Origin of the sequence: Staphylococcus massiliensis CCUG 55927 (genome assembly GCF_000298075.1) — a bacterium.
GTDB lineage: Bacteria > Bacillota > Bacilli > Staphylococcales > Staphylococcaceae > Staphylococcus > Staphylococcus massiliensis.
Genome location: NZ_JH815593.1, coordinates 868,265 through 894,451 on the forward strand (window position 1 = coordinate 868,265; position 26,187 = coordinate 894,451).

Genomic DNA, 26,187 nt, shown 5'->3' on the forward strand with positions numbered 1-26,187 from the left:
TCGTTATCCGACGAGACGATTTGAGATTCAGGATGGAAAATTGGTTGAAGAAGTAGGTGATATCAATGGTTGAGATGTGGAAACGTTATGAAACTTTCGTTGATCATGTAAATATCGTTACGAAATTATTGATTGGTATTATCCTCTTTTTCTTCATTATATTCGTGCATAACTTCGACGTAATGCTCTACCTCGCGCTAGTGATGTTTATCTATTTGATGATCTTTAATGGTTCTAAGTTGAAGGTCGTGCTATTGGTCACGAGTATCGGCGTGATATTTAGTTTAATTTCGTCATTATTTATGATCTTCTATGGTGAAGGGTCTCATACGTTATTTAAGTTCGGAATCATTCATATTACGACCGAAAGTTTATTCAGAGGCTTACATTTATCATTACGTACGATGACAATGACTTTCTACGGCGTGGTTATCGCCTTTACATCGCAAATCGTCATGGTCTTCTACAGTCTCATGCAGAATTTAAAGCTGAAGCCGAAGTTCGCTTATGCGTTTATGGCCGCGATTCGTATGGTTCCGCTAATGATTGAATCGCTCGGTCAACTCCGTAATGCCTTGAAGATGCGTTACCAAATCATTAGTCGTTCGAATTACAAAGGCTTGAATTATTTGAAACATTTAGTTATTCCTTTGTTGAGTCAAAATATTCGAAAAGCCCATCGACTGTCCGTCGCGATGGAGAAAAAAGGATTTAAAGACGGTCCGCGTACTTATTACTATCATGCGCCGTTAAGCTATCGCGACGTATTATTTGTTATTATGCTTATTTTAATCGTAAGCTTAGCATTCGTTCTAGCTCATATGTTCCCTATTACGGGTATTATGGACGTTCGATAAATTAGAAAAACACGGGTACACATTTAGGTGTGTATCCGTGTTTTATTATGTTCCGAGACTGGGTTAAATTGTGGTGCTGAAGGGTTAGTTGGGTTGGCTATAGTGGTAGCGTCGGTTTCGATTGCTCATTCCGACGTTATTAGGCTTTTGCGTCGGTTTCGGTCGACCATTCCGACGCTATTTGGATTTAACGTCGGTTTCGATTTACCATTCCGACGCTATCCGGTTTTTGCGTCGGTTTCGGTTGCCCATTCCGACGCTATTCGGCAATACTTAGATTAACACTCAAAGTAATTCGTTCACTTTTACCTACTTGTTGATTTATGACTAGTTGTTAACACCGCTCTTAGCAACTTGTGGTTTCTTCACTAGTTGGCAACGGCTCTCTTAACAACTTGTCGCTTCCTCACTAGTTGGCAACGGCTCGCTTAGCAACTTGTCACTCCCTCACTAGTTGGCAACGGCTCGCTTAGCGACTTTTCGCAAAACTACAAGTTGAATCACATATTTACTAACTTATATTACAAGACTTATATAAAAATAATTAATTAAAGCCATGTCGCGACCTCACTTGGCTACTTATCCGCTAGAGCCATGTCGTACTTCCACTTGGCTACTTATCCGCTAGAGCCTTGTCGTACATCCATTTGGCTACTAATCCATTATAAGAGCCATGTCACATCTCCACTTGGCTACTAATCCTTTATAACAGCCATGTCATATCTCCACTTGGCTACTAATCCATTATAAGAGCCATGTCACATCTCCACTTGGCTACTAATCCTTTATAACAGCCATGTCATATCTCCACTTGGCTACTAATCCTTTATAACAGCCATGTCATATCTCCACTTGGCTACTAATTCATTATAAGAGCCATGTCACATCTCCACTTGGCTACTAATCCGCTTTTAGAGCCATGTTGCGACCTCACTTGGCTACTAATTCACTATAAGAGCCATGTCGCACATCCACTTGGCTCTTATTCCTATTTAACAGCCATGTCACGTCTCCACTTGGCTACTAATCCATCGTAAGAGCCATGTCGCGACCTCACTTGGCTGCAACAAATCAACTACCTACACTTCAACCACATATGTATACCCCCTCTACCGCTTTTAATCCCTATTTCACTAAACACACAAATGCTCTATCGAACACCACCATTATTCCTGAATCACCATTTTTGCTAACACCTCTTCCCCTTAATCCACCCAACACCACCTATCCTCTAACAACTCAAAAAGTCCTACGAGCACAATACCCGTAGGACTCACCTAACCTATATATCGATCATCACGTTCAGCCACAAACTGAACCTCGACTCAAACTGAACCTCGCCATAACCTAAATCTCGACACAAACTTACACCAAACACTCTATCTCAAAAACACAACTTATCCGTTTCTTAAAGCTTTATCACTAATATCTTTACGATAGAATAAGCCGTCGCTCTTAATCTTCTCTACATTGTCATAGGCTTTTGCTTTAGCTTCTTTAATATCAGAACCTTCACCAAGCGCTAAGATAACGCGGCCGCCTGATGTTACATAGTCGTCGCCGTCTTTCTTAAGCCCGCTTACGAAGAAATCTGAATTATCTTCGAAACCACTCACTTTAACGCCTTTTTCATAAGCGCCAGGATAACCTTTAGAAGCAAGCATCACACCTACTACAGAAGCATCTTTCCATTCCATATCAATCGGCGCTTTAGCTTCTAAGTCTAAAATGTGTTGCATCAGATCACTGTCCATGCGCTTTAACAACACTTGTGCTTCAGGGTCACCGAAACGCGCGTTGAACTCAATCACTTTCGGACCTTCAGCAGTCAGTATCGCACCGATGTATAATAAACCAAAGTAGTCATAACCTTCAGCTTGCATGGCTTTTGCGATAGGTTGCGCAATCTTATCATTCGTTTCGCGAAGCACCTCGTCTTTAATGTGAGGAACCGGGCAGTAAGCACCCATGCCACCAGTATTCGGACCTTCGTCATTATCAAACGCACGCTTGTGATCTTGCGCGATACAACTAAACGGAACCGCATAATCACCGTTTACAAACGTCATTAAAGAGAATTCTTCTCCTTCTAAAAAGGCCTCGAACACTACTTTGCTGTCTTCACGTTCTTGATACATCGCTTCAACCGCTTCAACTGCCTCATCGCGCGTATTCGCAATAATAACACCTTTACCTGCAGCTAAACCATCTTTCTTAAGCACAACAGGTACATCGCAATCACGCACATAAGCCATTGCATCAGCCTTATTATCGATTTCCTTATAATCTGCAGTCGGAATATCGTACTTCTCCATAATACGTTTCGCAAATGACTTCGAACCTTCAATTTGCGCTGCAGCTTTATTCGGACCAAACACCTTAATGCCTGCTTCACGTAACGTGTCCGCTAACCCTTCAGTTAAAGGTTGTTCAGGTCCAATAACGACCCATTCTACTTCATGGTCTTTTGCGAAGTTTAAAATACCCTCATGATCATCTTCTTTAATATCAGAAATACTTGTTGCAACGTTGTTCATCGCTTCAGAACCTGGAATCGCGTAAACAGTATCTACAAGTTCTGAGTCGTTCAATTTATAACTAAGTGCGTGCTCACGACCACCTGCACCAATAACGAGTACTTTCATGTTCTTATACCTCCAATATTAATGTTTGAAATGTCTCATGCCAGTCGTAACCATAGCGATACCATGTTTATTCGCCATGTCGATTGAATCTTGGTCCTTAATTGAACCACCTGGTTGAATGATCGCCTTAACGCCTGCTTTAGCGGCAGTTTCAACTGTATCATCCATTGGGAAAAAGCCATCCGAAGCTAAAATCACGTTATCGTTCATTTCAATTGCACGCGCAATCGCGATTTCAGCAGAGCCTACACGGTTCATTTGACCTGCACCAACACCTACTGTTTGCTTGTCATTACTTAAGACAATCGCATTACTCTTCACAGCACTTACGACTTTCCAACCAAGTAATAACGCATCCCATTGCGCTTCAGTTGGTTCTGCATCCGTAACAACTTTCATCTCTTCACGTGGTACATCAAAGTTGTCCTTATCTTGAACTAAGTAACCACCTGATACAGAAACAAACTCAGTTTCATCCGTATCTTGCGCCATATCGACTTCAAGTAAGCGAATATTTTTCTTCTGCGTTAACACATCAATTGCGTCCGCTTCAAACTCAGGCGCAATGACAACTTCTAAGAAGATACTGTGTAGTTCTTCAGCAAGGGCTTTATTAACTGGGCGGTTTAACGCAACAATTCCACCGAAAATTGATTGAGAATCCGCTTCATACGCATGTTGATATGCTTCATTAATTGTTTCACCAACACCTACGCCACAAGGATTCATATGCTTCACAGCAACACTTGAAGGTTGTTCAAACTTCTTAACAAGCGATAAAGCAGCGTCCGCATCTTTAATATTGTTGAAGCTTAACTGTTTACCATGAAGTTGTTTCGCACCCGCAATGGTATTCTTCGCATCAGTCGTACGAATAAATTCAGCTTGCTGTTGTGGATTCTCACCATAGCGTAACGTTTCTTTACTATCATTAAAGAATTCAACAATCGCATTATCATAATCATTCGTATGCTTAAATACTTTAATCATTAATGATTTACGGAATGCTTCATCTAACGCATCTGATTTAATTTTTTCAATCACTGTATCGTAATCCGCTGGGTCTACAATCGTCGTCACATGCTTAAAGTTCTTCGCCGCAGCACGTAACATTGTAGGACCACCGATATCGATGTTCTCAATCGCATCCATTTCAGTTACATCAGGATTTTTAACCGTTTCTTTAAAAGGATACAAGTTAACGATAACCATATCGATCAGTTCAATATTTTGTTCCTTTAACTGATCTAAATGCACTGACTTATCACGGTCAGCTAAGATACCACCATGTACACCAGGGTGTAACGTTTTAACGCGGCCATCCATAATCTCTTCAAATTGCGTTAAATCAGAAACTGACTTCACGTCCACATTACCGTCTTCTAACGCCTTTTTCGTACCGCCAGTTGAATATAATTGGTAACCTAACGCTACTAATTCTTTAGCAAATTCTACAATTCCAGTTTTATCAGATACACTTAAAATAGCATTTTTCATGAATAAAGACTCCTTATTGAATAATGGATTTGATGACTTTTGGATAAAGTTCGTATTCGATAGCTTTAATTTTAGATTCTAAAGATGCCTTCGTTTCGCCATCTTCAATCTCACATGACATTTGTTCAATGATTTCTCCCGTGTCCATACCACTATCTACATAATGTACAGTCGAACCGCTCTTAGTGTCGCCGCTTTCTAACGCTTGTCCAATCGCGTCTTTCCCTTTGTGTTTCGGTAATAATGAAGGATGAATATTCAGCATACGCCCTTCATACGCATCAAGTAGCGTTGTGCCAATTAAGCGCATGTAGCCTGCTAGTACAACCCACTCAACACCTTCTTCTTTTAAATAAGAAAGAATTTCAGCTTCATAAGCTTCCTTAGATTCAAATGATTTCGGTAATACAACATGTATAGGGACATCAAACTTTCGTGCGCGCTCAATCGCATACGCATCCTTCTTATCGACAACTAACGAAGTCACTTCAATATTGGATAACGTACCGTCATTCACACGCGCCATGATGTTTTCAAAGTTACTGCCTGAACCTGAAGCGAAGATAGCTACTTTAATCACGCTTTAACCCCCGTTAACTCAATTGGCGTCTCGCTCTCTACAACTTCACCAATATGATACGCATTCACATTTTCCTCATTTAAAAGCCCTATCGTTTTATCAACGTCTTTAGCATCAACAATTACCGTAAAGCCGATACCCATATTAAAGATGTTATACATCTCATCCGTATCAATATCGCCAACCTGTTGAAGCCAATTAAAGATTTCAGGCGTCTCAAATGTAGATACATCTACTTTCGCACCTAAACCTTCAGGTAACGCACGCGGAATATTTTCATAGAAGCCACCGCCAGTAATATGCGTCATCGCATGGATCGCAACACTTTCTTTAAGCTTAAGAATTGGTTTAACGTATAAACGTGTCGGTTGTAATAACACGTCTAAGTAAGATTTATCATCAACGAACGTATCGTTAACATCGACCTTAGATTGTTCAACAAGCTTACGCACTAAGCTGTAACCATTAGAGTGAATACCATCTGATTCAAGACCAATAATCGCATCACCTGGTTTCACTTTAGTACCGTCGATATACTCAGACTTTTCAACAGCACCCACGGCGAAACCTGCAATATCATATTCACCTTCATGGTACATTTCTCCCATTTCAGCCGTTTCACCGCCGATTAAAGCAGTATTCGTTTCCTCACAACCATCACTTACACCTTTAACGATTTGTTCAACAATCTCAGGTACAACTTTGTTCGTTGCAATGTAGTCTAGGAAATATAGAGGTTCAGCACCAGTTGTTAGGATGTCATTCACACACATAGCAACCGCATCAATACCGATTGTGTCATGTTTATCGTGGTCAATCGCAAGTTTTAATTTCGTACCAACACCATCAGTACCTGATACAAGCACAGGTTCTTTAAGGTTTAATTGAGATAAATCAAATGTCGCACCAAAGCCACCTAATCCACCAAGTACTTCTTTACGCATCGTACGTTCCACGTGACTAGACATACGTTCAACTGCTTCATAACCAGCATGAATATCTACACCGGCTTTTTTATAAGATTCTGCCATGTCGTGTTACACTCCTCTTCTTTTAAGCTCTTTTGCTTCAGGTAATTGATGATCCACAATTTCAATTGGATAGTTACCCGTAAAGCATGCATTACATTCACCCTTAGAGTCGAATGCTTCAAACACTTTATGCATACCTTCGACAGATAAATACGTTAACGAATCTGCACCAATCATTTTTTCAATATCTTTAACTTCATATTGCGCTGCCATAAGTTCAGCATGCGTCGAAACGTCGATACCGTAATAACAAGGATTCTTCAGAGGTGGTGATGAAATACCCATGTGTACCTTACGCGCACCCGCTGATTTCAACGCCTTCACGATATATTTACTTGTCGTACCACGCACGATAGAGTCATCAATCACGACAACTTTTTTACCTTCAATCACGTCACGAATTGGCGAATGCTTCATACGCACCTGACGTTCACGAACAGATTGGTCTGGTGTGATAAACGTACGTCCAATATATCGATTCTTCAAAAGCCCTTGCTCATTCGGTATGCCGGACTCTTCAGAGTATCCTTTCGCTGCTTGTAATGATGAATCAGGTACACCGATTACAATATCAGCATCGACACCCATTTCACGTGCAAGTTCACGACCTAACGCTTTACGCACATTATAAATGGAGTGTTTATAAAATTCTGAATCAGGTCTTGCAAAGTAAACGTATTCCATTGAACACATACGGTGATCAATTTCATTCGTATACGTGTCAAAATCTACACCGTCATCATTAAACGTAATTAATTCACCAGGTTCAATATCACGAATATATTCAGCACCAATCGCAGTAAACGCGCACGTTTCACTAGCGACACAATACGCACCGTCAACTTTACCTAACATTAAAGGACGTACCCCGCGACTATCACGTGTCACAGTAAGTTGGTTATCATTTAAAATAACGCAACTGAACGCACCTTTAACTTGGTTTAAAGCTGCTTTTTGATTCGTTTTAATACTAGGTGATTTACCTTTAATTAAGAGATGTGCGAGTACTTCAGAGTCACTCGTCGTTTGGAAGATACCGCCTTGTGACTCAATCGCACGTCTAATTTGTTTAGCATTAGTTAAGTTACCGTTATGTGCTAGACCTAAGTCGCCTTTAGAGTGTTTAAATAGGAATGGTTGTACATTAGAAATTTCGCTTGCACCAGTCGTCGCATAGCGCACATGACCGATCGCATTTTGATAACCTTGTAAAGATTCTAATTGTACATCTGAAATCGCTTCTGTAAGTAGCCCCATGCCTCGGGCGCCGAAAAGTTGTTCACCATTTGAACAAACAATTCCAGCACCTTCTTGGCCACGATGTTGTAAGCTGTGTAACGCCATATACGTTAATGTTGCTGCATGAGGATGATTCCAAATTCCAAAGACACCACATTCTTCATTTAGTCCGCGGATGTCATGCATGCTTGAATGGCTCCTTCCCACATTTGTTTAATATCTGAAGTCGCATAACGAACTGAAGCATCTTTTGCTTCTACATTGAAAGCATCTTGGTCTGTTAAAGTACCAATTTCAATAGCATCATCGATATCTAATGTTTCGTTTTCTCTAACTGCAATTACGTAACGACCTTGTGTTTCACTGAATAATTGCGCATTTGTTAAGTCTAATTGCGCATCTAAACCAATGTTGAAGTAAGCACTAATACGTGCAAGTGTGATTAATAAACCACCTTTACCTACTGTTTGTACGTGAGAGGCTTTTCCTGAACGAACCGCATCGCGAATCGTTTCACCGTGCTTAATTTCAGTTGAAAGATCAACAGGTTGTAACTCATGATTCACGTCTTTATAAAGTAATTTCTCGATTTGACTACCACCGTAATCGTTGTTAGTGTCACCAACAAGATATAATTTGTCACCTTTCTCAGGCTTGAAGTTCTCTAAGAATGAAACGTCTTCGATTAAACCAACCATACCTACTACTGGCGTTGGGAAGATAGACGTTGTACGTGTCTCGTTGTATAGCGAAACGTTACCAGAAACTACAGGTGTTTCAAGTGCCTTACAAGCTTCTGACATACCTTTCGTTGAATCTGTTAATTGTTGGTAAATCTCTTTCTTCTCAGGTGAACCGTAGTTTAAGCAGTCAGTCATTGCTAATGGTTTCGCACCTACAGAAATGAGGTTACGATACGCTTCAGCTACAACCATCTTACCGCCTTCGTAAGGGTCGTTATAAACATAGCGTGCTTCACCATCAATTGTGGAAGCGATTGCTTTATTCGTACCTTCAACACGTACGACAGAAGCAGAAAGACCTGGCTTCAAGATTGTATTCGCACCAACTTGTTGGTCATATTGTTGGTATAAGTAATGTTTAGAAGCAATTGTTGGATGTGTTAATAAGCGTTTGAAGACATCATCAACATCTACATTTGAATAATCATTTAAAGGTGCATCATGTTCCTTCTTCTCACCCTCTAAAATATATTCAGGTGCTTCGTCAGCTAAAGGACCTACAGGAATGTCAGCGTATACATCGTCTTCATACGTTAAAACGAAGCGATCTGTATCTGTAACTTCACCGATTACTGCTGTATCAAGTTCATGCTTTTCGAATAGGTCTAAGAATTTCTGCTCAGTACCCTTTTCAACAACGAGTAACATACGTTCTTGTGTTTCAGATAACATCATTTCGTAAGGCGAAATGCCCGCTTCACGTGTTGGTACCTTTTCAAGTTGTAAGTGGATACCGCTACCACCTTTAGCTGCCATTTCAGATGATGAAGATGTTAAACCAGCAGCACCCATATCTTGAATACCTACTAATTCATCATACGTAATTGCTTCAAGCGTCGCTTCCATTAACTTCTTACCAACGAATGGGTCACCAATTTGAACAGATGGACGTTTACTTTCACTTTCTTCACTTAACTCTTCAGAAGCGAACGTCGCACCGTGAATACCGTCACGACCAGTTTTAAGACCTACATAGATCACAGAGTTACCTGCACCTTTCGCTGTACCTTTTTGAACCATGTCATGATCGATAATACCGACACACATTGCGTTAACAAGTGGATTACCTTCATAACGTTCATCAAACTCGATTTCACCAGCTGTAGTTGGGATACCGATACAGTTACCATAACCGCCGATACCTGCTACAACGCCGCGTAATAAACGTTTGTTATTATTATTCGTTAACTCACCGAAACGTAAGCTGTTAAGTAAGTTTATCGGACGTGCACCAATCGATACGATGTCACGGATAATACCGCCGACACCTGTTGCTGCACCTTGGTATGGTTCGATAGCTGAAGGATGGTTATGTGATTCAACTTTAAATACAACTGCTTGATTATCACCGATATCAACAACACCTGCACCTTCACCAGGTCCCATTAATACATGTTCGCCAGATGTAGGGAATTGTTTTAAGAATGGTTTAGAGTGTTTGTAAGAACAATGTTCACTCCACATTACTGAGAAGATACCAATTTCAGTAAAGTTTGGTTCGCGACCTAAAATATCACAAACTTTGTCATATTCAGCGTCTTTTAATCCCATATCTTTATATAACTTTTGTGACTTAATCTCTTCTACACTCGGTTCTATAAATTTAGACATGTTGTTCCCTCCAACTATTTACCATTGATTCGAATAACTTCACGCCACTATCCGTACCAAGTAACGTTTCTAAAGCACGTTCAGGGTGTGGCATCATACCGCATACATTACCAGCTTCGTTCACAATACCAGCGATATCATCATGTGAACCGTTCGGATTATCAATATACTTTAGAATAATTTGATTGTTCGCTTCTAAAGCATCATACATGTCATCTGTACAATAATAATGACCTTCACCATGCGCTACAGGATAAACAACCGTTTCATCCTTTTCATAAAGGTTCGTAAATTTCGTCTCATTATTTACAACCTTTAATTGTTCATTACGACTTACGAATAAATGTGAATCATTATGAAGTAATGCACCTGGTAATAAACCAATTTCAGTTAAGATTTGGAAACCATTACAAACACCTAATACCGGCTTCCCTTCTTCAGCTAAACGTTTCACTTCTTTAATAACTGGTGCTACACTCGCCATTGCGCCTGAGCGTAGGTAATCTCCAAATGAAAAGCCACCAGGAATTAATACGCCATCAAAGCCTTCTAATGATGATGTACGATAATCTACATATTCCGCTTCTACACCTGATTTAATCGCTGCATTATACATATCTCTATCGCAGTTTGAACCAGGGAATACAAGGACTGCAAATTTCATTATGCATTCTCCTTTTCATCCAAAACTTTATAACTGTACTCTTCAATAACAGTGTTAGCGAATAACTTCTCACTTAAAGTAGTTACAACTTCGTCAACTTTTTCATCTGTCGCTTCATCAACTGTCATATAAAGGACCTTTCCTACACGAATATCATTCACTTGCTTATAACCTAAATCATGCACGGCTCTATTTAATGCTTGCCCTTGTGTATCAAGTACTTGTGGTTGTAAAGTAATGTGTAATTCAATCGTTTTCATTTTTAAATTTCCTCCAATTTATTTAAGAAAGTTTGGTACGTATCAATTAATGAACCAGTGTCTTCGCGGTAAACATCTTTATCAAAGTTCTCATTCGTTGCTTTATCCCAAATACGACATGTATCAGGAGAAATTTCATCTGCGAGCACGATATTACCGTTCGCATCCTTACCAAATTCAATTTTGAAATCCACTAGCGTTAAGTTCATCTTATCCATGAGTTCAACTAAAGCTGCGTTAACTTTATAAGCATGATCTTTAATTTCTTTCATTTCGTCATCGTTCGCGATGTGTAAGAGCTTCACGTGGTCATCTGTAATTAATGGATCATTTAAATCATCATTTTTGTAAAAGAACTCTAAGAGTGGCTTTTCAAATTGGTGGCCCTTCTCAAATCCTAAGCGACGTGTAATTGAACCAGCTGCAACGTTACGAATGACAACTTCCAATGGAATAATCGTAACTTCTTCAACGAGTTGTTCCGTTTCAGAAAGTTGCTTAATGAAGTGACTCTTTACGCCGTTATCCTTTAAATATTCAAAGATTCGAGACGTAATTTGGTTGTTTAAAGTACCTTTGCCAGCCATATCGTCCTTCTTAGCACCGTTGCCTGCTGTTACTTCGTCTTTGTACTCTAAACGAAGTACATGGTCCTCATCAGTCGTGAAGACGCGTTTCGCTTTACCTTCGTATTTTAAAGACATTTATTGATTTCTCCCTTCAAATGTACGTAACATTTCTGCTTCAGTTTGATCTACATCATCTGTAAGTAACGTCATATGTCCCATCTTGCGATCTTGTTTACGCTCAGTTTTACCATATATATGCACATGCCATTCTGGGTGTTTTGAAAAGTCCTGTTCCAATAAGTCCAGGTCTCGACCTAATAAATTCATCATAACTGCAGGTTTTAGAAGTGTTATAGATTGAGGTAAGTCTTGACCTGCGACAGCTAAGATATGTGTATCAAATTGTGAAAAGTCACAAGCTTCTATCGAATAATGACCTGAGTTATGCGGTCTTGGTGCAATTTCGTTTACGAATAATTCACCTGATTGATCAACGAAAAATTCGACTGTAAATGTACCTACGAAATGAATCGCATTACTAATTTTCTGAACTTCCTGTTGCGCTTGTTGCTCAATGTCGTTTGTACGAGCGGGCACAATCGTTTTAAATAAAATTTGGTTTTGATGTTCGTTTTCTTGAAGTGGGAAGAATACAATTTGATTATCGTGACCAATTGTCACGGTTAACGAAACTTCCTTGTCTAAATTAACGAATTGTTCGGCTACACATTCTTGTTGAGAAATGAGCGTTAATGCTTCTTCAATTTGTTCAGATGATTGCATTAATATTTGGCCTTTACCATCGTAGCCACCAAAACGTGTCTTAAGCACGAGTGGAAAGCCGAGCGTTTGGATTGCTTGATTTAAATCATCTGGACTCGTCACTTGTACAAAGGGTACGACCTTAGCGCCTGCTTCACTTAAGGTTTCTTTCTCCGTGAGACGATCTTGTAATAATGATATTGCTTCGTACCCTTGAGGTACATTGAACTTTTCAGTTAATGCTTTGAGTTGTTTCGCATCAATATTTTCAAATTCATATGTGATGACGTCTGATCTCTCACCAAGCTCATTTAAAGCTTTTTCGTCATCGTAATTCGCGTGTATAAACGCGTGTGATACATATTGAGTCGGACATTCAGCATCAGGATCAAGCACAATAACACGGTAGCCCATCTTTTGAGCGGATTGTGCCATCATCTTGCCAAGTTGTCCACCTCCAATAATACCTATCGTATCTCCCATGTTGAGCTTATTGAAGGTCACTTTGCATCTCCTCTACTTTCTCTACGAGCGACTGTTCGTAATTTTTAAGGTTTTGGCTCACTTTATCATCTGTCATGCCAACCATTCTTGCTGCTAAAATACCAGCATTCTTAGCGCCTGCTTTACCAATTGCTGTTGTAGCTACTGGAATACCGCCTGGCATTTGAACGATTGATAATAGTGAATCAAGTCCTTTTAAACTTTTAGATTCAATTGGTACGCCTATAACAGGTAATGTTGTCATAGAAGCAACCATACCTGGTAAGTGCGCGGCACCACCAGCACCTGCAATGATAATGTCATAGCCATTATCTTTAGCATTAGTAGCAAAATCTACCATCATGTGAGGCGTACGATGTGCTGATACAACTTTCTTTTCGTACGGAATTTCTAATGTTTCTAACATAGTGCAGCTTTCCTTCATAATGTCCCAATCTGAAGAACTGCCCATAATAACCGCAACTTTCACGTTGAACACCCTTTCAATCATTTGAAATTGTATGCTTAATAGATGTATATTACAGATATAGCATATCAATCATCTATTGCTTTTTCAATCCAAAAATCGAACTTTCATCAATTATTTAGTTATAATTTTCGTTTTTTGAAGCGAAAACACGTATTTTAGAACTATAATGATATTGAAAGTTCGATTACCAAAAAGAAAGGAAGATGAATTAAATGGTAGCGAAAATTTTAGACGGTAAACAAATCGCAAAAGATTACAGACAAGGTCTTCAAGATCAAGTAGAGGCTTTAAAAGAAAAAGGTTACACACCAAAATTATCCGTTATCTTAGTAGGTAATGACGGTGCAAGCCAAAGTTACGTAAAAGCTAAAAACAAAGCAGCTGAGAAAATTGGTATGATTTCAGAAATCGTACATTTAGAAGAAAGCGCAAGTGAAGAAGAAGTATTAAGCGAATTAGAACGTTTAAATAATGACGATTCAGTAAGCGGTATCTTAGTTCAAGTACCTTTACCTGAACAAGTAAGTGAACAAAAAGTATTAGAAGCAATTAACCCTGAAAAAGACGTTGATGGCTTCCACCCAGCAAATATTGGTAAACTTTATATTGATGAACAAACATTTGTAGCATGTACACCTCTAGGTATTATGGAACTATTAAAACACTCTGATATGGACTTAGAAGGTAAGAACGCGGTTGTTATTGGTCGTAGCCACATCGTAGGTCAACCAGTAGCTAAGTTATTAATTCAACAAAACGCGACAGTTACAATCCTTCATTCTAGAAGTCAAAACCAACAAGAATTCCTTAAAAATGCAGACGTTATCGTAAGTGCTGTAGGTCGTCCTGGATTAGTTACTAAAGATGACGTTAAAGAAGGCGCAGTAGTTATTGACGTTGGTAATACACCTGATGAAAACGGTAAATTAAAAGGTGACGTTGAATACGACGAAGTTAAAGAAGTTGCTGGCACAATTACACCAGTACCTGGTGGTGTTGGCCCAATGACAATTACAATGGTGCTTAACAACACATTATTAGCTGAAAAAATGCGCCGTGGAATTGAATAAAGCGTATTCATTAAGGCATAGAAAAACCCGAACCTTCATATAAGGTTCGGGTTTTATTATTATACTTCTACACTTAAACGTGGAACGAATGTTTCAAAGTGAACTTTCGTCATATCTACGTGTAACGCTTTTAATTCTTTAACAATTGCTTGAATGAAGACTGTACCACCACATACATAAATTTCAGTGTTAGCCTCTAGATAGTCCTTCAACTCATCTTTTAATAAATAACCTTCAACTGATTTGTCATGAATGTGTAATTTAGCATTACCTTGTTCTGCAATTTCTTTTAAATCTTGTTCAAAAGGACTCTCGCCCGCTTTATCAGCAACTTGAATAAATTTAACATCTTGGCTTTCAGATGTAGCTTGTTTAAACATAGGAATTAATGGTGTAGTCCCAATGCCTGAACCGATAAATAATTGATCATGCTCAGGGTTGTGAACTTTGAAGCCACCTACTGGCGCTGATAATAAGATATCATCTCCTACACTAAACTCGTCGTGTAAGATTGCAGATACTTCACCTTCCATATCATTTTCAACATGGCGTTTAACAGCGAATTTCAAACTGTCTTGCGTACCTTCAACTACTGAATAATGACGCTTAGCACGATAAGGTAACTTTGTACTATTAACATCTACTGTAATATATTGACCTGGTACATATTGACTTAAATCAATACCATTAGTGTCTACTGTATACACTTTAATGTCAGAACGTTCTTCTTCAATAGATGTAATCTTAAATGGTTTGAAACCATCCCAAATCATAGAATCATAAATTTCTTTTTCAACTTGAATAAACGCGTCAGCGATTTCACCGTAAGCTTTACCCCAAGTTTGAATAATCGGATGACTCTCCTCTAACCCAACAACTTCTTGAATAGCTGCTAGTAAGTTCTCACCTACTATAGGATAATGTTCCGGAAATACTTGTAATGCACAGTGCTTATAACCAATCTCTTTTACAACAGGTAAAATCTTTGATAAATCATCGATATTTACCGCTGCAGCTAATACCGATTGTGCTAGCGCAGTAGATTGAAAGCCGCGTTTTTGGTTCGTTTGGTTAAACATATTTCTTAATTCTGGGTGTTGATTAAACATTCTATTATAGAATGTCTGCGTAATTTCAGTCCCTTGCTTTTGTAACACTGGCACCGTTTGTTGGATAATGTCTTTTTCTTCACTCGTTAACATAAAATCACTCCCGTAAAAATTTAACCTATACAATATTTATTATTAAAACTTACATGAAACACCATTTACCACTACAGTAAAAGCCATATAAGTTTCATAACGCTTACAAGATTTTGATAGAATTTTAATGCTATTTTAATAAAGATTAGGTATATTACGACCATAGATTGATGTAAAATCATAGGTAGTAATGTAACTTTATATATAACTACAATTTTGATTATCTTGGAGGCTTTATCACATGAACAAACTTTTACAATCATTATCCGCAATCGGAGTTTCAGCTACATTAGTATCTCCAAACTTAAATGCTGAAGCTACTAGTAACTCCATCCCTCAAATTAAAGGCGTTGAAGATGGTGTGATTGAACTTGGAGAAAACTTCAACTTAAGAAATGGCATCAGTGCTTACGATAAAGAAGACGGCGATTTAACAGATAAGATTAAAATTAATGGCCATGTGGATACTGATAAACCAGGTAAATACAAAATTACATATGAAGTTAGAGATTCAGATGGTGCTACAGATTTACACACGCGTTTTATCGAAGTAATTGACCAATAATCAAAATTAAATGAACACAAACTGGAGTTAACTTTAGCTCCAGTTTTTTTCTATCTCAATTTCATTGTAAATCTCATATTACGAAAAAGCACCCTAATTTCATGTCAGGAATTCCCCTAATTTCTTTCAAAATTTAATATTCGAATGAACTTAAAACCCCTTTTTATATGCCAAATTCACGCGTTTTTTCATCAAATTATTTACTAAAAGTTAAATATGACAGTTTTCACAAAATGTACACATATTCTTAACAAATCTTTGAACCCACGCCAGTCCCCATTTCACAACGGTTTAAGCAGATTTTTTACTTAAATTTATCGTTAAACCTCTTGTAAATATTGCGTAATATTTTAAAATTAGTGATAAGCCCTACATTTGTAGTATTAGGAGGTTAAGAAAGTGTCAAAATTTAAGTCTTTACTTCTATTTTTAGGCGCCGTTATCTTACTTAGTGGTTGTTCTAATTTAGAAGTTTTAAACGCAAAAGGGCCAATGGCAAGCGATTTAAAATTCTTAATCATTTATTCGATTATATTTATGCTTGTTATTGTTGCTGTGGTATTTATTCTTTTCATGATATTCAGTATTAAATATCGTTTAAAGAATACTGAAAAATCAGGAACGATGCACCACAACTCTTTACTTGAAACTGTTTGGTTCGTCATCCCTGTATTGATTTTAATCGCTTTAGCAATTCCAACTATACAAGCGCTATACAGTGCAGAGGAAAAACCAAAGAAAGAGGAAGATCCAATTGTAATTTATGCTACTAGTGCTGGATTTAAATGGTTCTTCAGTTATCCTGAAGAAAAAATTGAAACTGTTAACCATTTAACTATTCCTAAAGATCGTCCAGTAGTATTCAAGTTACAATCAATGGACACTATGACGAGTTTCTGGATTCCACAACTTGGTGGTCAAAAGTACGCTATGACTGGCATGACGATGGAATGGACTTTACAAGCTTCTGAAGAAGGTACATTCAAAGGTAGAAACTCAAACTTCAACGGTGAAGGTTTTGCGCGTCAAACATTTGATGTCAAAGCTGTAGACAACAAATCGTACAAAGAATGGGTTAAGAAAGCTCAAGGTGAGAAGAAATTAACTCAAGATACATTTGACAAACAAATTTTACCTATCACACCTAACAAAGAATTAACATTCAGTGGTACACATATGGCATTTGTTGATCCAGCTGCTGACCCTGAATACATCTTCTATGCTTATGATCGTTATAAATTCGTACCTAAAGATCCTAACTTCTATGATCAAAAGAAAGGTGTTTCTGATAAACCAGTTAAACCACCTCGTAAACCTCAAATCACAAACCCTAACTATGAACGTCATGGTATGAAGGCAATGATTTTAGGTAACAACGAATCTTATGACAGTGAATTCAAGAAAGAAGAAGACCACAACATGGATGAGATGGAAGAAATCTCTGAAGGTGCTAAGTCAGAAGACGCATCTAAGTCTAAGAAAAAAGAAAAAGAGCATGGAGGTGAACATTAATGAATTGGATTAATTTCCCTTTCCATGAACTTTTAGTTCAAGGTAACTGGATGATTACTCTTGCACAAATCAGTGCACCATTTATGGTTCTAGGAGTACTAGCTGTTATTACTTACTTTAAGTTATGGAAGTTCCTATACAAAGAATGGTTCACATCGGTCGACCATAAGAAAATCGGCTTTATGTACCTTGTTTGTGCAATATTAATGTTTGTTCGTGGTGGTATAGATGCTTTATTATTACGTACGCAATTGACGATACCTGATAATAAGTTCTTAGAATCCAACCACTACAACGAGATTTTCACGACACACGGTGTAATCATGATTATCTTTATGGCGATGCCGTTCGTAATTGGTTTAATGAACGTTATCGTTCCATTACAAATTGGGGCTCGCGACGTAGCATTCCCTGTTATGAATAACATTAGTTTCTGGTTATTCGTTTCTGGTATGTTACTGTTCAACTTATCATTCATTATCGGTGGTTCACCTGCTGCAGGTTGGACAAACTACGCACCACTTGCTGGTGAATTTAGTCCAGGACCAGGTGTTAACTACTACTTAATAGCTATTCAGATAGCAGGTATCGGTACCTTAATGACCGGTATCAACTTCTTCGTTACAATACTTAAACTTAAAACGAAGACAATGCGTTTCATGGAAATGCCGATGTTCACAGTTACTACTTTCGTAACTGCATTAATCATCATCTTAGCATTCCCACCTTTAACAATCGCATTAGCATTAATGACAGTAGATAGAATCTTCGGATCAACGTTCTTTACAGTTGCCGAAGGCGGTATGCCAATGCTATGGGCTAACTTCTTCTGGGTATGGGGGCACCCTGAAGTATATATCTTAATCCTTCCAGCATTCGGTATATTCTCAGAAATCATTCCTACATTTGCTCGTAAACGTTTATTCGGTCATCACAGTATGATTTGGGCAACTGCAGGTATCGCATTCTTAAGTTTCTTAGTATGGGTTCACCATTTCTTCACAATGGGTAATGGTGCTTTAGTTAACTCAGTATTCTCAATCACAACAATGTTAATCTCAGTACCTACTGGTGTGAAAATCTTTAACTGGTTATTCACACTTCATAAAGGTAGAATTTCATTCGAATCACCAATGTTATTCTCATTAGCATTCATACCGAACTTCGTTATCGGTGGTGTAACTGGTGTTATGTTAGCGATGGCTTCTGCCGACTACCAATACCACAATACTTACTTCTTAGTAGCCCACTTCCATAACGTAATTGTTGCCGGTGTTGTATTCGCTTGTTTAGCTGCCCTAATTTTCTGGTATCCAAAAATGATGGGTTACAAGTTACAAGAGAAACTTAACAAATGGTGTTTCTGGTTCTTCATGATTGGTTATAATGTGACGTTCGTACCGCAATATGTTTTAGGTTTAGATGGTATGCCACGTCGTCTTTACACTTACAGTAATGCTGATGGTTGGTTTATCTTAAACCTTATTTCAACAATCGGTGCTATCATCATGACAATTGGTTTCTTATTCTTAGTTGCCAATATCGTATGGAGTCACTTTAAATCACCACGTGAAGCTACTGGTGATAACTGGTACGGCTTAGGACGTACATTAGAGTGGTCAACAGCTTCTGCTAAACCACCTCATTACAACTTTGCTGTAACACCAGATTGGGATGACTATGATACTTTCGTAGACATGAAAGCTAAAGGTCGTCACTTCCTAGACAACAAGAACTACGGTGAAATTCACATGCCTAATAACACACACGTTGGTTTCTGGATGTCAATCTTCTTCACTATTGCTGGTTTCTTCTTAGTATTCGAAACAATCTTACCAGCAATCTTAGGCTTAATCGGCGTATTTGCAACTATGATTTATCGTAGTTTCGAAGACGAACATGGTTACCATATCCCTGAGCATGAAGTAAGACAAACTGAAGAACGTTTAAGAAACGAACGTATTAAAGAAAGGGAGGCTATGAGTCATGAGTAATCATACAAATACAATTGATGCGCAAACGCATGAAGGTAATTTGAATAAACTCGGCTTTTGGATCTTCCTGACAGCTGAATTCGCATTATTCGGTACGTTATTTGCAACATTATTAACGTTACAGCATGGTGGTGGTTATGGTGGCCACTTAACAACGGACTTATTTGAACTTCCACTTGTTCTAATTATGACGTTCTTACTTTTAATTAGTTCGTATACATGTGGTATTTCAATCTATTACATGCGAAAAGAAAAGAAAGCTTTAATGATGATTTGGATGATCATCACCCTATTACTCGGTGCAGGTTTCGTAGGATTTGAAATCTATGAGTTCGCACACTACGTACACAAAGGTGCTACTCTACAAGCTGGGTCATATTGGTCAAGCTTCTTTATCTTGTTAGGAACTCACGGAGCCCACGTTACGTTAGGTATTTTCTGGATTATTTGTTTATTAATTCAAGTAGGTATGCGTGGACTGAATAAGTACAATGCTCCTAAATTATTTATAGTAAGTTTATACTGGCACTTCTTAGATGTTGTTTGGATCTTCATCTTCACTGCCGTGTATATGATAGGGATGGTGTTTAGCGGATGAATACAATTGTAAAACATACATTAGGCTTTATCGCCTCAATCATTTTAACTTTACTTGCCGTATACGTAACGTTACACACTACATTAGCTCTAAATGCTAAAATTACCATCATTTTTGGTTTTGCTTTCATCCAAGCATTCCTTCAATTATTCATGTTCATGCACTTAACTGAAGGTCGCGATGGACGCGTTCAAGTCTTTAAAGTTATCTTTGCCATCATCATTACTCTAGCTATCGTAATTGGTACTTACTGGGTAATGCAAGGTGGACACGGTTCACACGTATAATAACCGTTAAACAAAGTCCCACAGCTTTATAAGACACCTAAGCTGATTAATTCTTCATTGAATTAATCAGCTTTTTTTATGTCTTGATTAACTGAATTATCTTCTCAAATATGATTCAATGGAAGTGAACTAAGCATAGGGAGGCGTAAATATGTCAATACCAATGATAATTGATACTGATCCAGGTATCGATGATGCTCAAGCCATTAGCATCGCTTTAAATCACCCAGAATTAGATGTAAAAATGATATCAACAGTTTACGGAAACGTTAGTATTCAAAATACCACTGCAAATACCTTAAAGTTAAAGGGCTTTTTCAAGAGTGATGTTCCAGTACATAGAGGCTCTTCGCACCCCTACCTATCGACCTTAATTGATGCACAAGACGTTCATGGTGCTTCGGGTATGGATGGCCATGAATTTGAAGAGGTTGATCAGAACGATCTCGCTTCACAAAATTCTATATTAGCGATGTACGAAACGATTAAAGCGCATGAAGACCCAATCACAATCATTGCTATCGGACCACTTACAAATATTGCTTTATTACTTCAAACATTCGGTGATATCTCAGACCATATTAAAGAAATAATTCTAATGGGTGGTAGTATAGTTGGCGGTAATGTTACGCCTTATGCAGAATTCAATATCTACTCAGACCCTGAAGCAAGTCAAATCGTGTTTAAATCTGGTTTACCTATCACTATGGTTGGTTTAGATGTTGCGTATAATAGTATGCTTAATCAAGAGGACCTTAAAGAATTACAACGTATGGGTAAAACTGGGGAAATGCTATTCAATCTTCTAAGTCGTTACAGAAGTGATGATTTTGATAAAGGTGTTAAGATTTATGATGTATATACACTTATTTATCTACTGCATCCTGAATTATTTGAAGTAGCTGAAGCATATATAGAGGTTGAATATCGAGACGAAACGTATAAGGGGCAGACATTTGTTGATGAGAAATCTAAATATCCTAATGCAACCGTTGTTAAGGATATCGATAAAGAGGCATTCAAATCTCACTTCTTTAAAGCATTAATTCACTGTCCATAAATCATAAAGAACACGACCTACAATTCTCATCGAATTGTAAGTCGTGTTCTTTATTGAAATCTTTTATGATTCATATATGTCATCTGATAAAGCTTTATACCACTTGGCACTATGCTTAACATAACGTTTCTGTGTTTCGAAATCGATATAGAATAAGCCATAACGTTTGTTGTAACCATTAGACCAGCTAAACATATCTTGTAAAGACCATACGAAATAACCTTTCACATTAATACCATCACGATATGCATCACTAATAGCTTCAATGTGTTGTTTAATATAATCAATTCTTGGTTGATCATCGATTTCGTTTGTCTCAGCATTAAATTCATCTTTATAACCTAGCCCGTTTTCAGTCACATAAATCTTTTTATAATTCGGGTAGTCCTCTTTGATGCGTTGCATCATATCATATAAACCTTGAGGATAAATATACCAGTCCCAATCAGTAGTAGGAATCGCTTCGTTTTTTACAACCTCTCCAATTCCTTTTAACCTAAAGATTGACGTGCCTTTATCCCCTGTTCCATTATGATGAATCAGACTTTCCTCGTCATGGTGTTTAATCCAATTACTTTGGTAATAGTTGATGCCTAAGAAATCTAAATCTTGTGCTGCTTGTTTGATTTCTTCCATTTCTGCATCAGTCATGATTAAATCTTGGTATTCATCACCTAGAATAGCTTGGATAACATTTAACTTCTCTTTAGAATAAGTTCCTAAGAACGTCGCATCGAGCATATAACCATTCATAAATGTATCGTGTCGGTAAGTCGCTAAATGATTGTCCTCTTTGTCATCAATGCTATAAAACTGTAGCAACGCGTGAACAAGACCGATTTCGCCTTCATACCCTCTTGACTTAAATAAGTTAACGATCTTAGAATGGGCTACCATCTGATTATGTTGTGCTTGAAGCGCCTTTAATTTTTGGTACTTTTCACCCGGTGGAAAAGCCCCTGAAATATACTGTCCTTGCACATAAGCAATAGGCTCATTTATCGTTATCCAATTTTTAACAACATCATGATACGTATCAAAAACGAATGCTGCATAATTTTTAAACGTTTCGATTTGGTCTTTATTCAACCAGTCCCCTTTTTTAAATAACGTTTCTGGTGTATCAAAATGATGTAGTGTAACAAACGGTTCGATACCGTACTTGTGACATGTTTCAAATACATTTCTGTAGTAATTTACCCCTAGTTGATTAATTTCTCCCGTCCCTGAAGGAAATATCCGAGACCACGCGATAGAGATGCGCAACGCTTTAATACCGTATTTTGAAGCAAGTTTGATGTCCTCTTCATAACGGTGATAAAAGTCACTTGCTGGGTCTGGTGAAAAACGTCCTTGCTTTTCTAAAAATTCATCCCATAAAACGCGTCCTTTGTTATCTTCTTTACTAGCCCCTTCAACTTGATAAGCTGCTGTTGCAGCCCCCAATATAAATTCCTTAGGTAATTTAATCATTTCTTTCTTCCTCTCATTTTTGTAAAAGTTCAAATATTTTTTTCATAGCACCTTCACCATCTCGTGTAAGTGAAATGTATTCTTTACCTGTGGTAGACATTAATATCGCGCCATGTTGATCCGTAAATTTCTTCATTTCATTTTTCATAGAGTCCATTTGCGGTGCTAAGATAACGATATGCATGTCCTTAATTAAATCCATATCTTGACCATAAGCTCTGGCAGTAGCCTCAAGCGGAATATTATTTTCTTTTGCGTATTTATTTAAACTATTCGCTAATATACCACTCGTACCGCCACCTGCACATACAACTAATACATTAGTGTGTTCTTCGAGTTTTTGTTCACTTTGTGCTTCAGTTTCATTATCACTTGATTGAGTGTCGACTTGTTCTGGTGCTGTGCTAGAAGTAGCAGTAACACCACTTGTTTCAAAACTTAACTCTTCTGCTACTTTCATGCGATCATATGCTTTAATAAATGGCATCCACATCACAAAGTCGACTACCATAATGACTGCAATTAATAATAACGATAAAGTAGCAAAGTTAGATGCCATATAGATACCAATTGGACCAGGTGTTGGCCATGGTAAGAAGTGCATGAACCCATTCATACCAAGATTTTCCACGAAGAATTTAAGTATCCATGAGTTAAAAATAGGCGTTAAGATAAATGGAATCATAAACACTGGGTTTAAAATAATTGGTGCACCGAATAATAACGGTTCATTTACAGCAAACGTTGTAGGTACAACAGAAGCTTTACCTACTGCTTTAAGCTCTTTAGATTTACATAAGAAGATAAAGATATATGGCACTAAGAACGTGGCACCCGTACCACCAATTAATGCAACAAAGTCTTGCGTACTTTGCGTTAAAGCAATATTCGCATGTTCCCCTTCTCTAAATAAGCGTAAGTTTTCAACTTGGTTATTATACATAATTGCGATAACTGCTGGCCCTACTACAGATGGTCCGTGAACACCTATAAACCAGAAGAAAGCAATAAATCCGAAGATAATCGCAAATCCTAAATAACCATTCGCTGCAGTAAATAACGGAGATAATAAGTTTGTAACAAGTTCTGCTGCGTTACCCTTAGTAAAGGCACGAACTACGATATCTACGATCCAGAAGAACGTTATTGATAACGCAAACGGAATCATATCTTTAAATGCTTGCGCTATATTACCAGGTACCTGTGGTGGCATCTTAATAGTTATGTTACGCGAAATACAGAACTTATAAATATTTGGTACCACAAAGGCTACAACGAAAGCCGCGATTAAACCTTTAGTACCAAGTAAATCAATGCTATAACCATCCTTAATCGGATTGATTGCTAAAATAAGTAATGATGATTCTGCTGCTACAAATGTTGAAATCACGTTAATTTGATTGGTTTTTGGCATTTTCAAATTTCGGTTATCGGTAAGTGATTTCGTCACAGTACCAGCCATAAACACTGAAAGCATTCCCATCGTAAAGGTATAAACCTTCATGATGATACCTTCTATATCTTTAGGCCAATGAAATCCCCATACATTAGGCACGTATGCCACTAAAATAAAAAATGATGAAAATAATACAACGGGCATTAATGCCACAAAGCCGTCACGTATGGCAGCTAAATAAGGATTTGAAGCGATCTTTTCAAAAAAAAGCTTCATTCTCTCAATGAATTTGATGATCTTATTCATGTTGTCACCTACTCGCTAAAATTAGTTATGGATTGTTTGATATAAGTCAATCACATAATTCGCTACATCTCTTAAAGCCATAGTCGTCATTAAATGGTCTTGACCATGAACCATAATAAAGCTCATATCCGCAATTTCACCGCTCGCTTCTTTAGCAAGGATTTGCGTTTGCTCTTTATGCGCTTCGGTAATAAATTCATTACACTTTTCAATGTGCGCTTTAGCTTCATCAATTTGATTGTTCTTAGCACATTCTAAAGCTTGCATAACTTCCCTTCTTGCGTAACCTGCGATTGCTACAATTGCAAAACCTACTAACATGTTGTCTTCTTTACTCATAATTGTCACCTCTTGAAAAGAATAATTTATTAAAGTTACTCAAGATGAGATAACTTGATATCGGTTTAAGGCATTGTTAAATTTTGTTTGTTTATTTTTGTTATTGTTTGTTATTGTGCTCAATAATAATTTACTCTTTTCTTAAATATAAGTCAATCCAAAATTTCTGACAATTTTGTATACATCTATTCATTGTCAGTTCTCAACTTGTTACAATTTTAGAGATTTTAAAATATATTTCTTTAAAAGTTTATTAATGTTTATTTATTCAAAAAAAGAGGTGAAACACCGCTTGGCATTTCACCTCTAAACATTTATTAAAATGATTTAGCATCATTTTGAATATTCAATACGATACCTGATTCAGCATCAATATACGCTTCTAAATTGCGTCCAGCATTGCGATAAGCAACGCGATAAACAACAGCCCCAGTAGAATATTCTTTCGTCAATTGCCATCCTCTAATATGATTACCAATCATAGATCGCGCACCTTTCTGTATTGCTTCGAACGTACGCGCCTCATCAAATTCGAAATAATTCGCCTGGTCTATTGGCTCGTTGCTATCTCTGACAGAATGAGAAATGACATCACTTGTTTTCGCATCCACAATCGTAACCGCTTCTTCTTGTTTATCACCTTGGACAATAATATACTTCCATTTATTATCAGAGCGTTCAAATCTAACCTTTTTTAAATGCCCTTTAAACTCATCTTGAGCAATTTCAATCGCATCCGCAGTTTTTACAACTAAGTGATTGACTTTAATTGTTGAATTTTGATAGTATTTATCATCAATTTGCTCGACTTTCGTTTCCTTGTCAGTTTTAGTCGGTATACTACATCCAGATAAGACAAAACCTATCAGGACCATTGGTAGTAATATAAAACGCTTCACTGCTCTCAAACACCCACCCTTATTTATGTTTTGGCATCTTTTTCTTCATAAAAAA

The 26,187-nt window shown here is 37.7% G+C and carries 24 protein-coding genes; 8 read left to right on the plus strand and 16 right to left on the minus strand.

Going from position 1 to position 26,187, the window contains the following annotated elements:
* Window positions 1-65: 65 nt before the first annotated feature.
* The gene (locus A33S_RS0104535; protein WP_017176608.1) at window positions 66-857 is read left to right on the plus strand and encodes an energy-coupling factor transporter transmembrane component T family protein; all 792 of its coding nucleotides are present in this window, start codon (window positions 66-68) and stop codon (window positions 855-857) included.
* 1,397 nt (window positions 858-2,254) lie between these two features.
* Here the strand turns inward: A33S_RS0104535 and purD are convergent.
* The 11 genes from purD to purE are packed head-to-tail and all read right to left on the minus strand — an operon-like array spanning window position 2,255 to window position 13,431.
* On the minus strand, window positions 2,255-3,502 hold the full coding sequence (gene purD / locus A33S_RS0104540; RefSeq protein WP_009383669.1) for a phosphoribosylamine--glycine ligase: 1,248 nt from the start codon (window positions 3,500-3,502) through the stop codon (window positions 2,255-2,257).
* An 18-nt stretch (window positions 3,503-3,520) separates the two neighbouring features.
* Window positions 3,521-4,999, minus strand: coding sequence for a bifunctional phosphoribosylaminoimidazolecarboxamide formyltransferase/IMP cyclohydrolase (purH, locus tag A33S_RS0104545; protein ID WP_009383670.1), 1,479 nt, complete (start codon window positions 4,997-4,999; stop codon window positions 3,521-3,523).
* A gap of 13 nt (window positions 5,000-5,012) precedes the next feature.
* Window positions 5,013-5,579, minus strand: a complete 567-nt coding sequence (gene purN / locus A33S_RS0104550; RefSeq protein WP_009383671.1) for a phosphoribosylglycinamide formyltransferase — start codon at window positions 5,577-5,579, stop codon at window positions 5,013-5,015.
* Entirely contained in the window at window positions 5,576-6,610 is a 1,035-nt protein-coding gene (gene purM, locus A33S_RS0104555; RefSeq protein WP_009383672.1) for a phosphoribosylformylglycinamidine cyclo-ligase, read from the minus strand. Before purM ends, purN begins: the two co-directional genes overlap by 4 nt.
* A 6-nt stretch (window positions 6,611-6,616) precedes the next feature.
* Window positions 6,617-8,035, minus strand: a complete 1,419-nt coding sequence (gene purF / locus A33S_RS0104560; protein WP_009383673.1) for an amidophosphoribosyltransferase — start codon at window positions 8,033-8,035, stop codon at window positions 6,617-6,619.
* On the minus strand, window positions 8,014-10,203 hold the full coding sequence (purL, locus tag A33S_RS0104565; RefSeq protein WP_017176609.1) for a phosphoribosylformylglycinamidine synthase subunit PurL: 2,190 nt from the start codon (window positions 10,201-10,203) through the stop codon (window positions 8,014-8,016). The genes purF and purL overlap by 22 nt, the downstream gene beginning before the upstream one ends.
* Window positions 10,196-10,867, minus strand: coding sequence for a phosphoribosylformylglycinamidine synthase subunit PurQ (purQ, locus tag A33S_RS0104570; protein ID WP_009383676.1), 672 nt, complete (start codon window positions 10,865-10,867; stop codon window positions 10,196-10,198). Before purQ ends, purL begins: the two co-directional genes overlap by 8 nt.
* Entirely contained in the window at window positions 10,867-11,127 is a 261-nt protein-coding gene (purS, locus tag A33S_RS0104575; protein ID WP_009383677.1) for a phosphoribosylformylglycinamidine synthase subunit PurS, read from the minus strand. Before purS ends, purQ begins: the two co-directional genes overlap by 1 nt.
* 2 nt (window positions 11,128-11,129) lie before the next feature.
* Window positions 11,130-11,831: a phosphoribosylaminoimidazolesuccinocarboxamide synthase gene (purC, locus tag A33S_RS0104580; protein ID WP_009383678.1), complete on the minus strand. Its 702-nt coding sequence runs from the start codon at window positions 11,829-11,831 to the stop codon at window positions 11,130-11,132.
* Window positions 11,832-12,962, minus strand: a complete 1,131-nt coding sequence (purK, locus tag A33S_RS0104585) for a 5-(carboxyamino)imidazole ribonucleotide synthase (RefSeq protein ID WP_009383679.1) — start codon at window positions 12,960-12,962, stop codon at window positions 11,832-11,834. It abuts the gene before it with no gap.
* On the minus strand, window positions 12,949-13,431 hold the full coding sequence (gene purE / locus A33S_RS0104590; RefSeq protein WP_009383680.1) for a 5-(carboxyamino)imidazole ribonucleotide mutase: 483 nt from the start codon (window positions 13,429-13,431) through the stop codon (window positions 12,949-12,951). Before purE ends, purK begins: the two co-directional genes overlap by 14 nt.
* A gap of 212 nt (window positions 13,432-13,643) precedes the next feature.
* Here purE and folD point away from each other — a divergent pair, with 212 nt between their 5' ends.
* Window positions 13,644-14,501, plus strand: coding sequence for a bifunctional methylenetetrahydrofolate dehydrogenase/methenyltetrahydrofolate cyclohydrolase FolD (folD, locus tag A33S_RS0104595; protein WP_017176610.1), 858 nt, complete (start codon window positions 13,644-13,646; stop codon window positions 14,499-14,501).
* A gap of 59 nt (window positions 14,502-14,560) precedes the next feature.
* Here folD and A33S_RS0104600 read toward each other — a convergent pair whose 3' ends face one another.
* Entirely contained in the window at window positions 14,561-15,703 is a 1,143-nt protein-coding gene (locus A33S_RS0104600) for a globin domain-containing protein (RefSeq protein WP_009383682.1), read from the minus strand.
* A 241-nt stretch (window positions 15,704-15,944) separates the two neighbouring features.
* On the opposite strand from A33S_RS0104600, the gene A33S_RS0104605 reads away from it, so the two are divergent.
* The 6 genes from A33S_RS0104605 (at window position 15,945) to rihC (ending at window position 21,719) form a co-directional block, all read left to right on the plus strand.
* Window positions 15,945-16,268 carry a DUF5011 domain-containing protein gene (locus A33S_RS0104605; RefSeq protein ID WP_009383683.1) on the plus strand — a complete coding sequence of 108 codons (324 nt, stop codon included), beginning with the start codon at window positions 15,945-15,947 and terminating at the stop codon, window positions 16,266-16,268.
* A 399-nt stretch (window positions 16,269-16,667) separates the two neighbouring features.
* Window positions 16,668-17,780: a cytochrome aa3 quinol oxidase subunit II gene (gene qoxA, locus A33S_RS0104610; protein WP_009383685.1), complete on the plus strand. Its 1,113-nt coding sequence runs from the start codon at window positions 16,668-16,670 to the stop codon at window positions 17,778-17,780.
* An 8-nt stretch (window positions 17,781-17,788) separates the two neighbouring features.
* Window positions 17,789-19,774, plus strand: coding sequence for a cytochrome aa3 quinol oxidase subunit I (gene qoxB, locus A33S_RS0104615; RefSeq protein WP_026048962.1), 1,986 nt, complete (start codon window positions 17,789-17,791; stop codon window positions 19,772-19,774).
* The gene (gene qoxC / locus A33S_RS0104620; protein ID WP_009383688.1) at window positions 19,767-20,372 is read left to right on the plus strand and encodes a cytochrome aa3 quinol oxidase subunit III; all 606 of its coding nucleotides are present in this window, start codon (window positions 19,767-19,769) and stop codon (window positions 20,370-20,372) included. Before qoxB ends, qoxC begins: the two co-directional genes overlap by 8 nt.
* On the plus strand, window positions 20,369-20,659 hold the full coding sequence (qoxD, locus tag A33S_RS0104625) for a cytochrome aa3 quinol oxidase subunit IV (protein WP_009383690.1): 291 nt from the start codon (window positions 20,369-20,371) through the stop codon (window positions 20,657-20,659). Before qoxC ends, qoxD begins: the two co-directional genes overlap by 4 nt.
* 151 nt (window positions 20,660-20,810) lie before the next feature.
* Window positions 20,811-21,719, plus strand: a complete 909-nt coding sequence (gene rihC, locus A33S_RS0104630; RefSeq protein WP_009383691.1) for a ribonucleoside hydrolase RihC — start codon at window positions 20,811-20,813, stop codon at window positions 21,717-21,719.
* A 63-nt stretch (window positions 21,720-21,782) separates the two neighbouring features.
* Here rihC and lacG read toward each other — a convergent pair whose 3' ends face one another.
* From lacG to A33S_RS0104650, 4 genes are all read right to left on the minus strand, one after another.
* Window positions 21,783-23,192, minus strand: coding sequence for a 6-phospho-beta-galactosidase (lacG, locus tag A33S_RS0104635; RefSeq protein ID WP_009383692.1), 1,410 nt, complete (start codon window positions 23,190-23,192; stop codon window positions 21,783-21,785).
* 13 nt (window positions 23,193-23,205) lie between these two features.
* On the minus strand, window positions 23,206-24,894 hold the full coding sequence (locus tag A33S_RS0104640) for a lactose/cellobiose PTS transporter subunit IIB (RefSeq protein ID WP_017176611.1): 1,689 nt from the start codon (window positions 24,892-24,894) through the stop codon (window positions 23,206-23,208).
* Window positions 24,895-24,915: 21 nt separating this feature from the next.
* Window positions 24,916-25,233, minus strand: a complete 318-nt coding sequence (locus tag A33S_RS0104645; protein ID WP_009383694.1) for a PTS sugar transporter subunit IIA — start codon at window positions 25,231-25,233, stop codon at window positions 24,916-24,918.
* A gap of 317 nt (window positions 25,234-25,550) precedes the next feature.
* On the minus strand, window positions 25,551-26,132 hold the full coding sequence (locus A33S_RS0104650; protein ID WP_009383695.1) for a PepSY domain-containing protein: 582 nt from the start codon (window positions 26,130-26,132) through the stop codon (window positions 25,551-25,553).
* Between the last annotated feature and the right edge of the window lie 55 nt (window positions 26,133-26,187).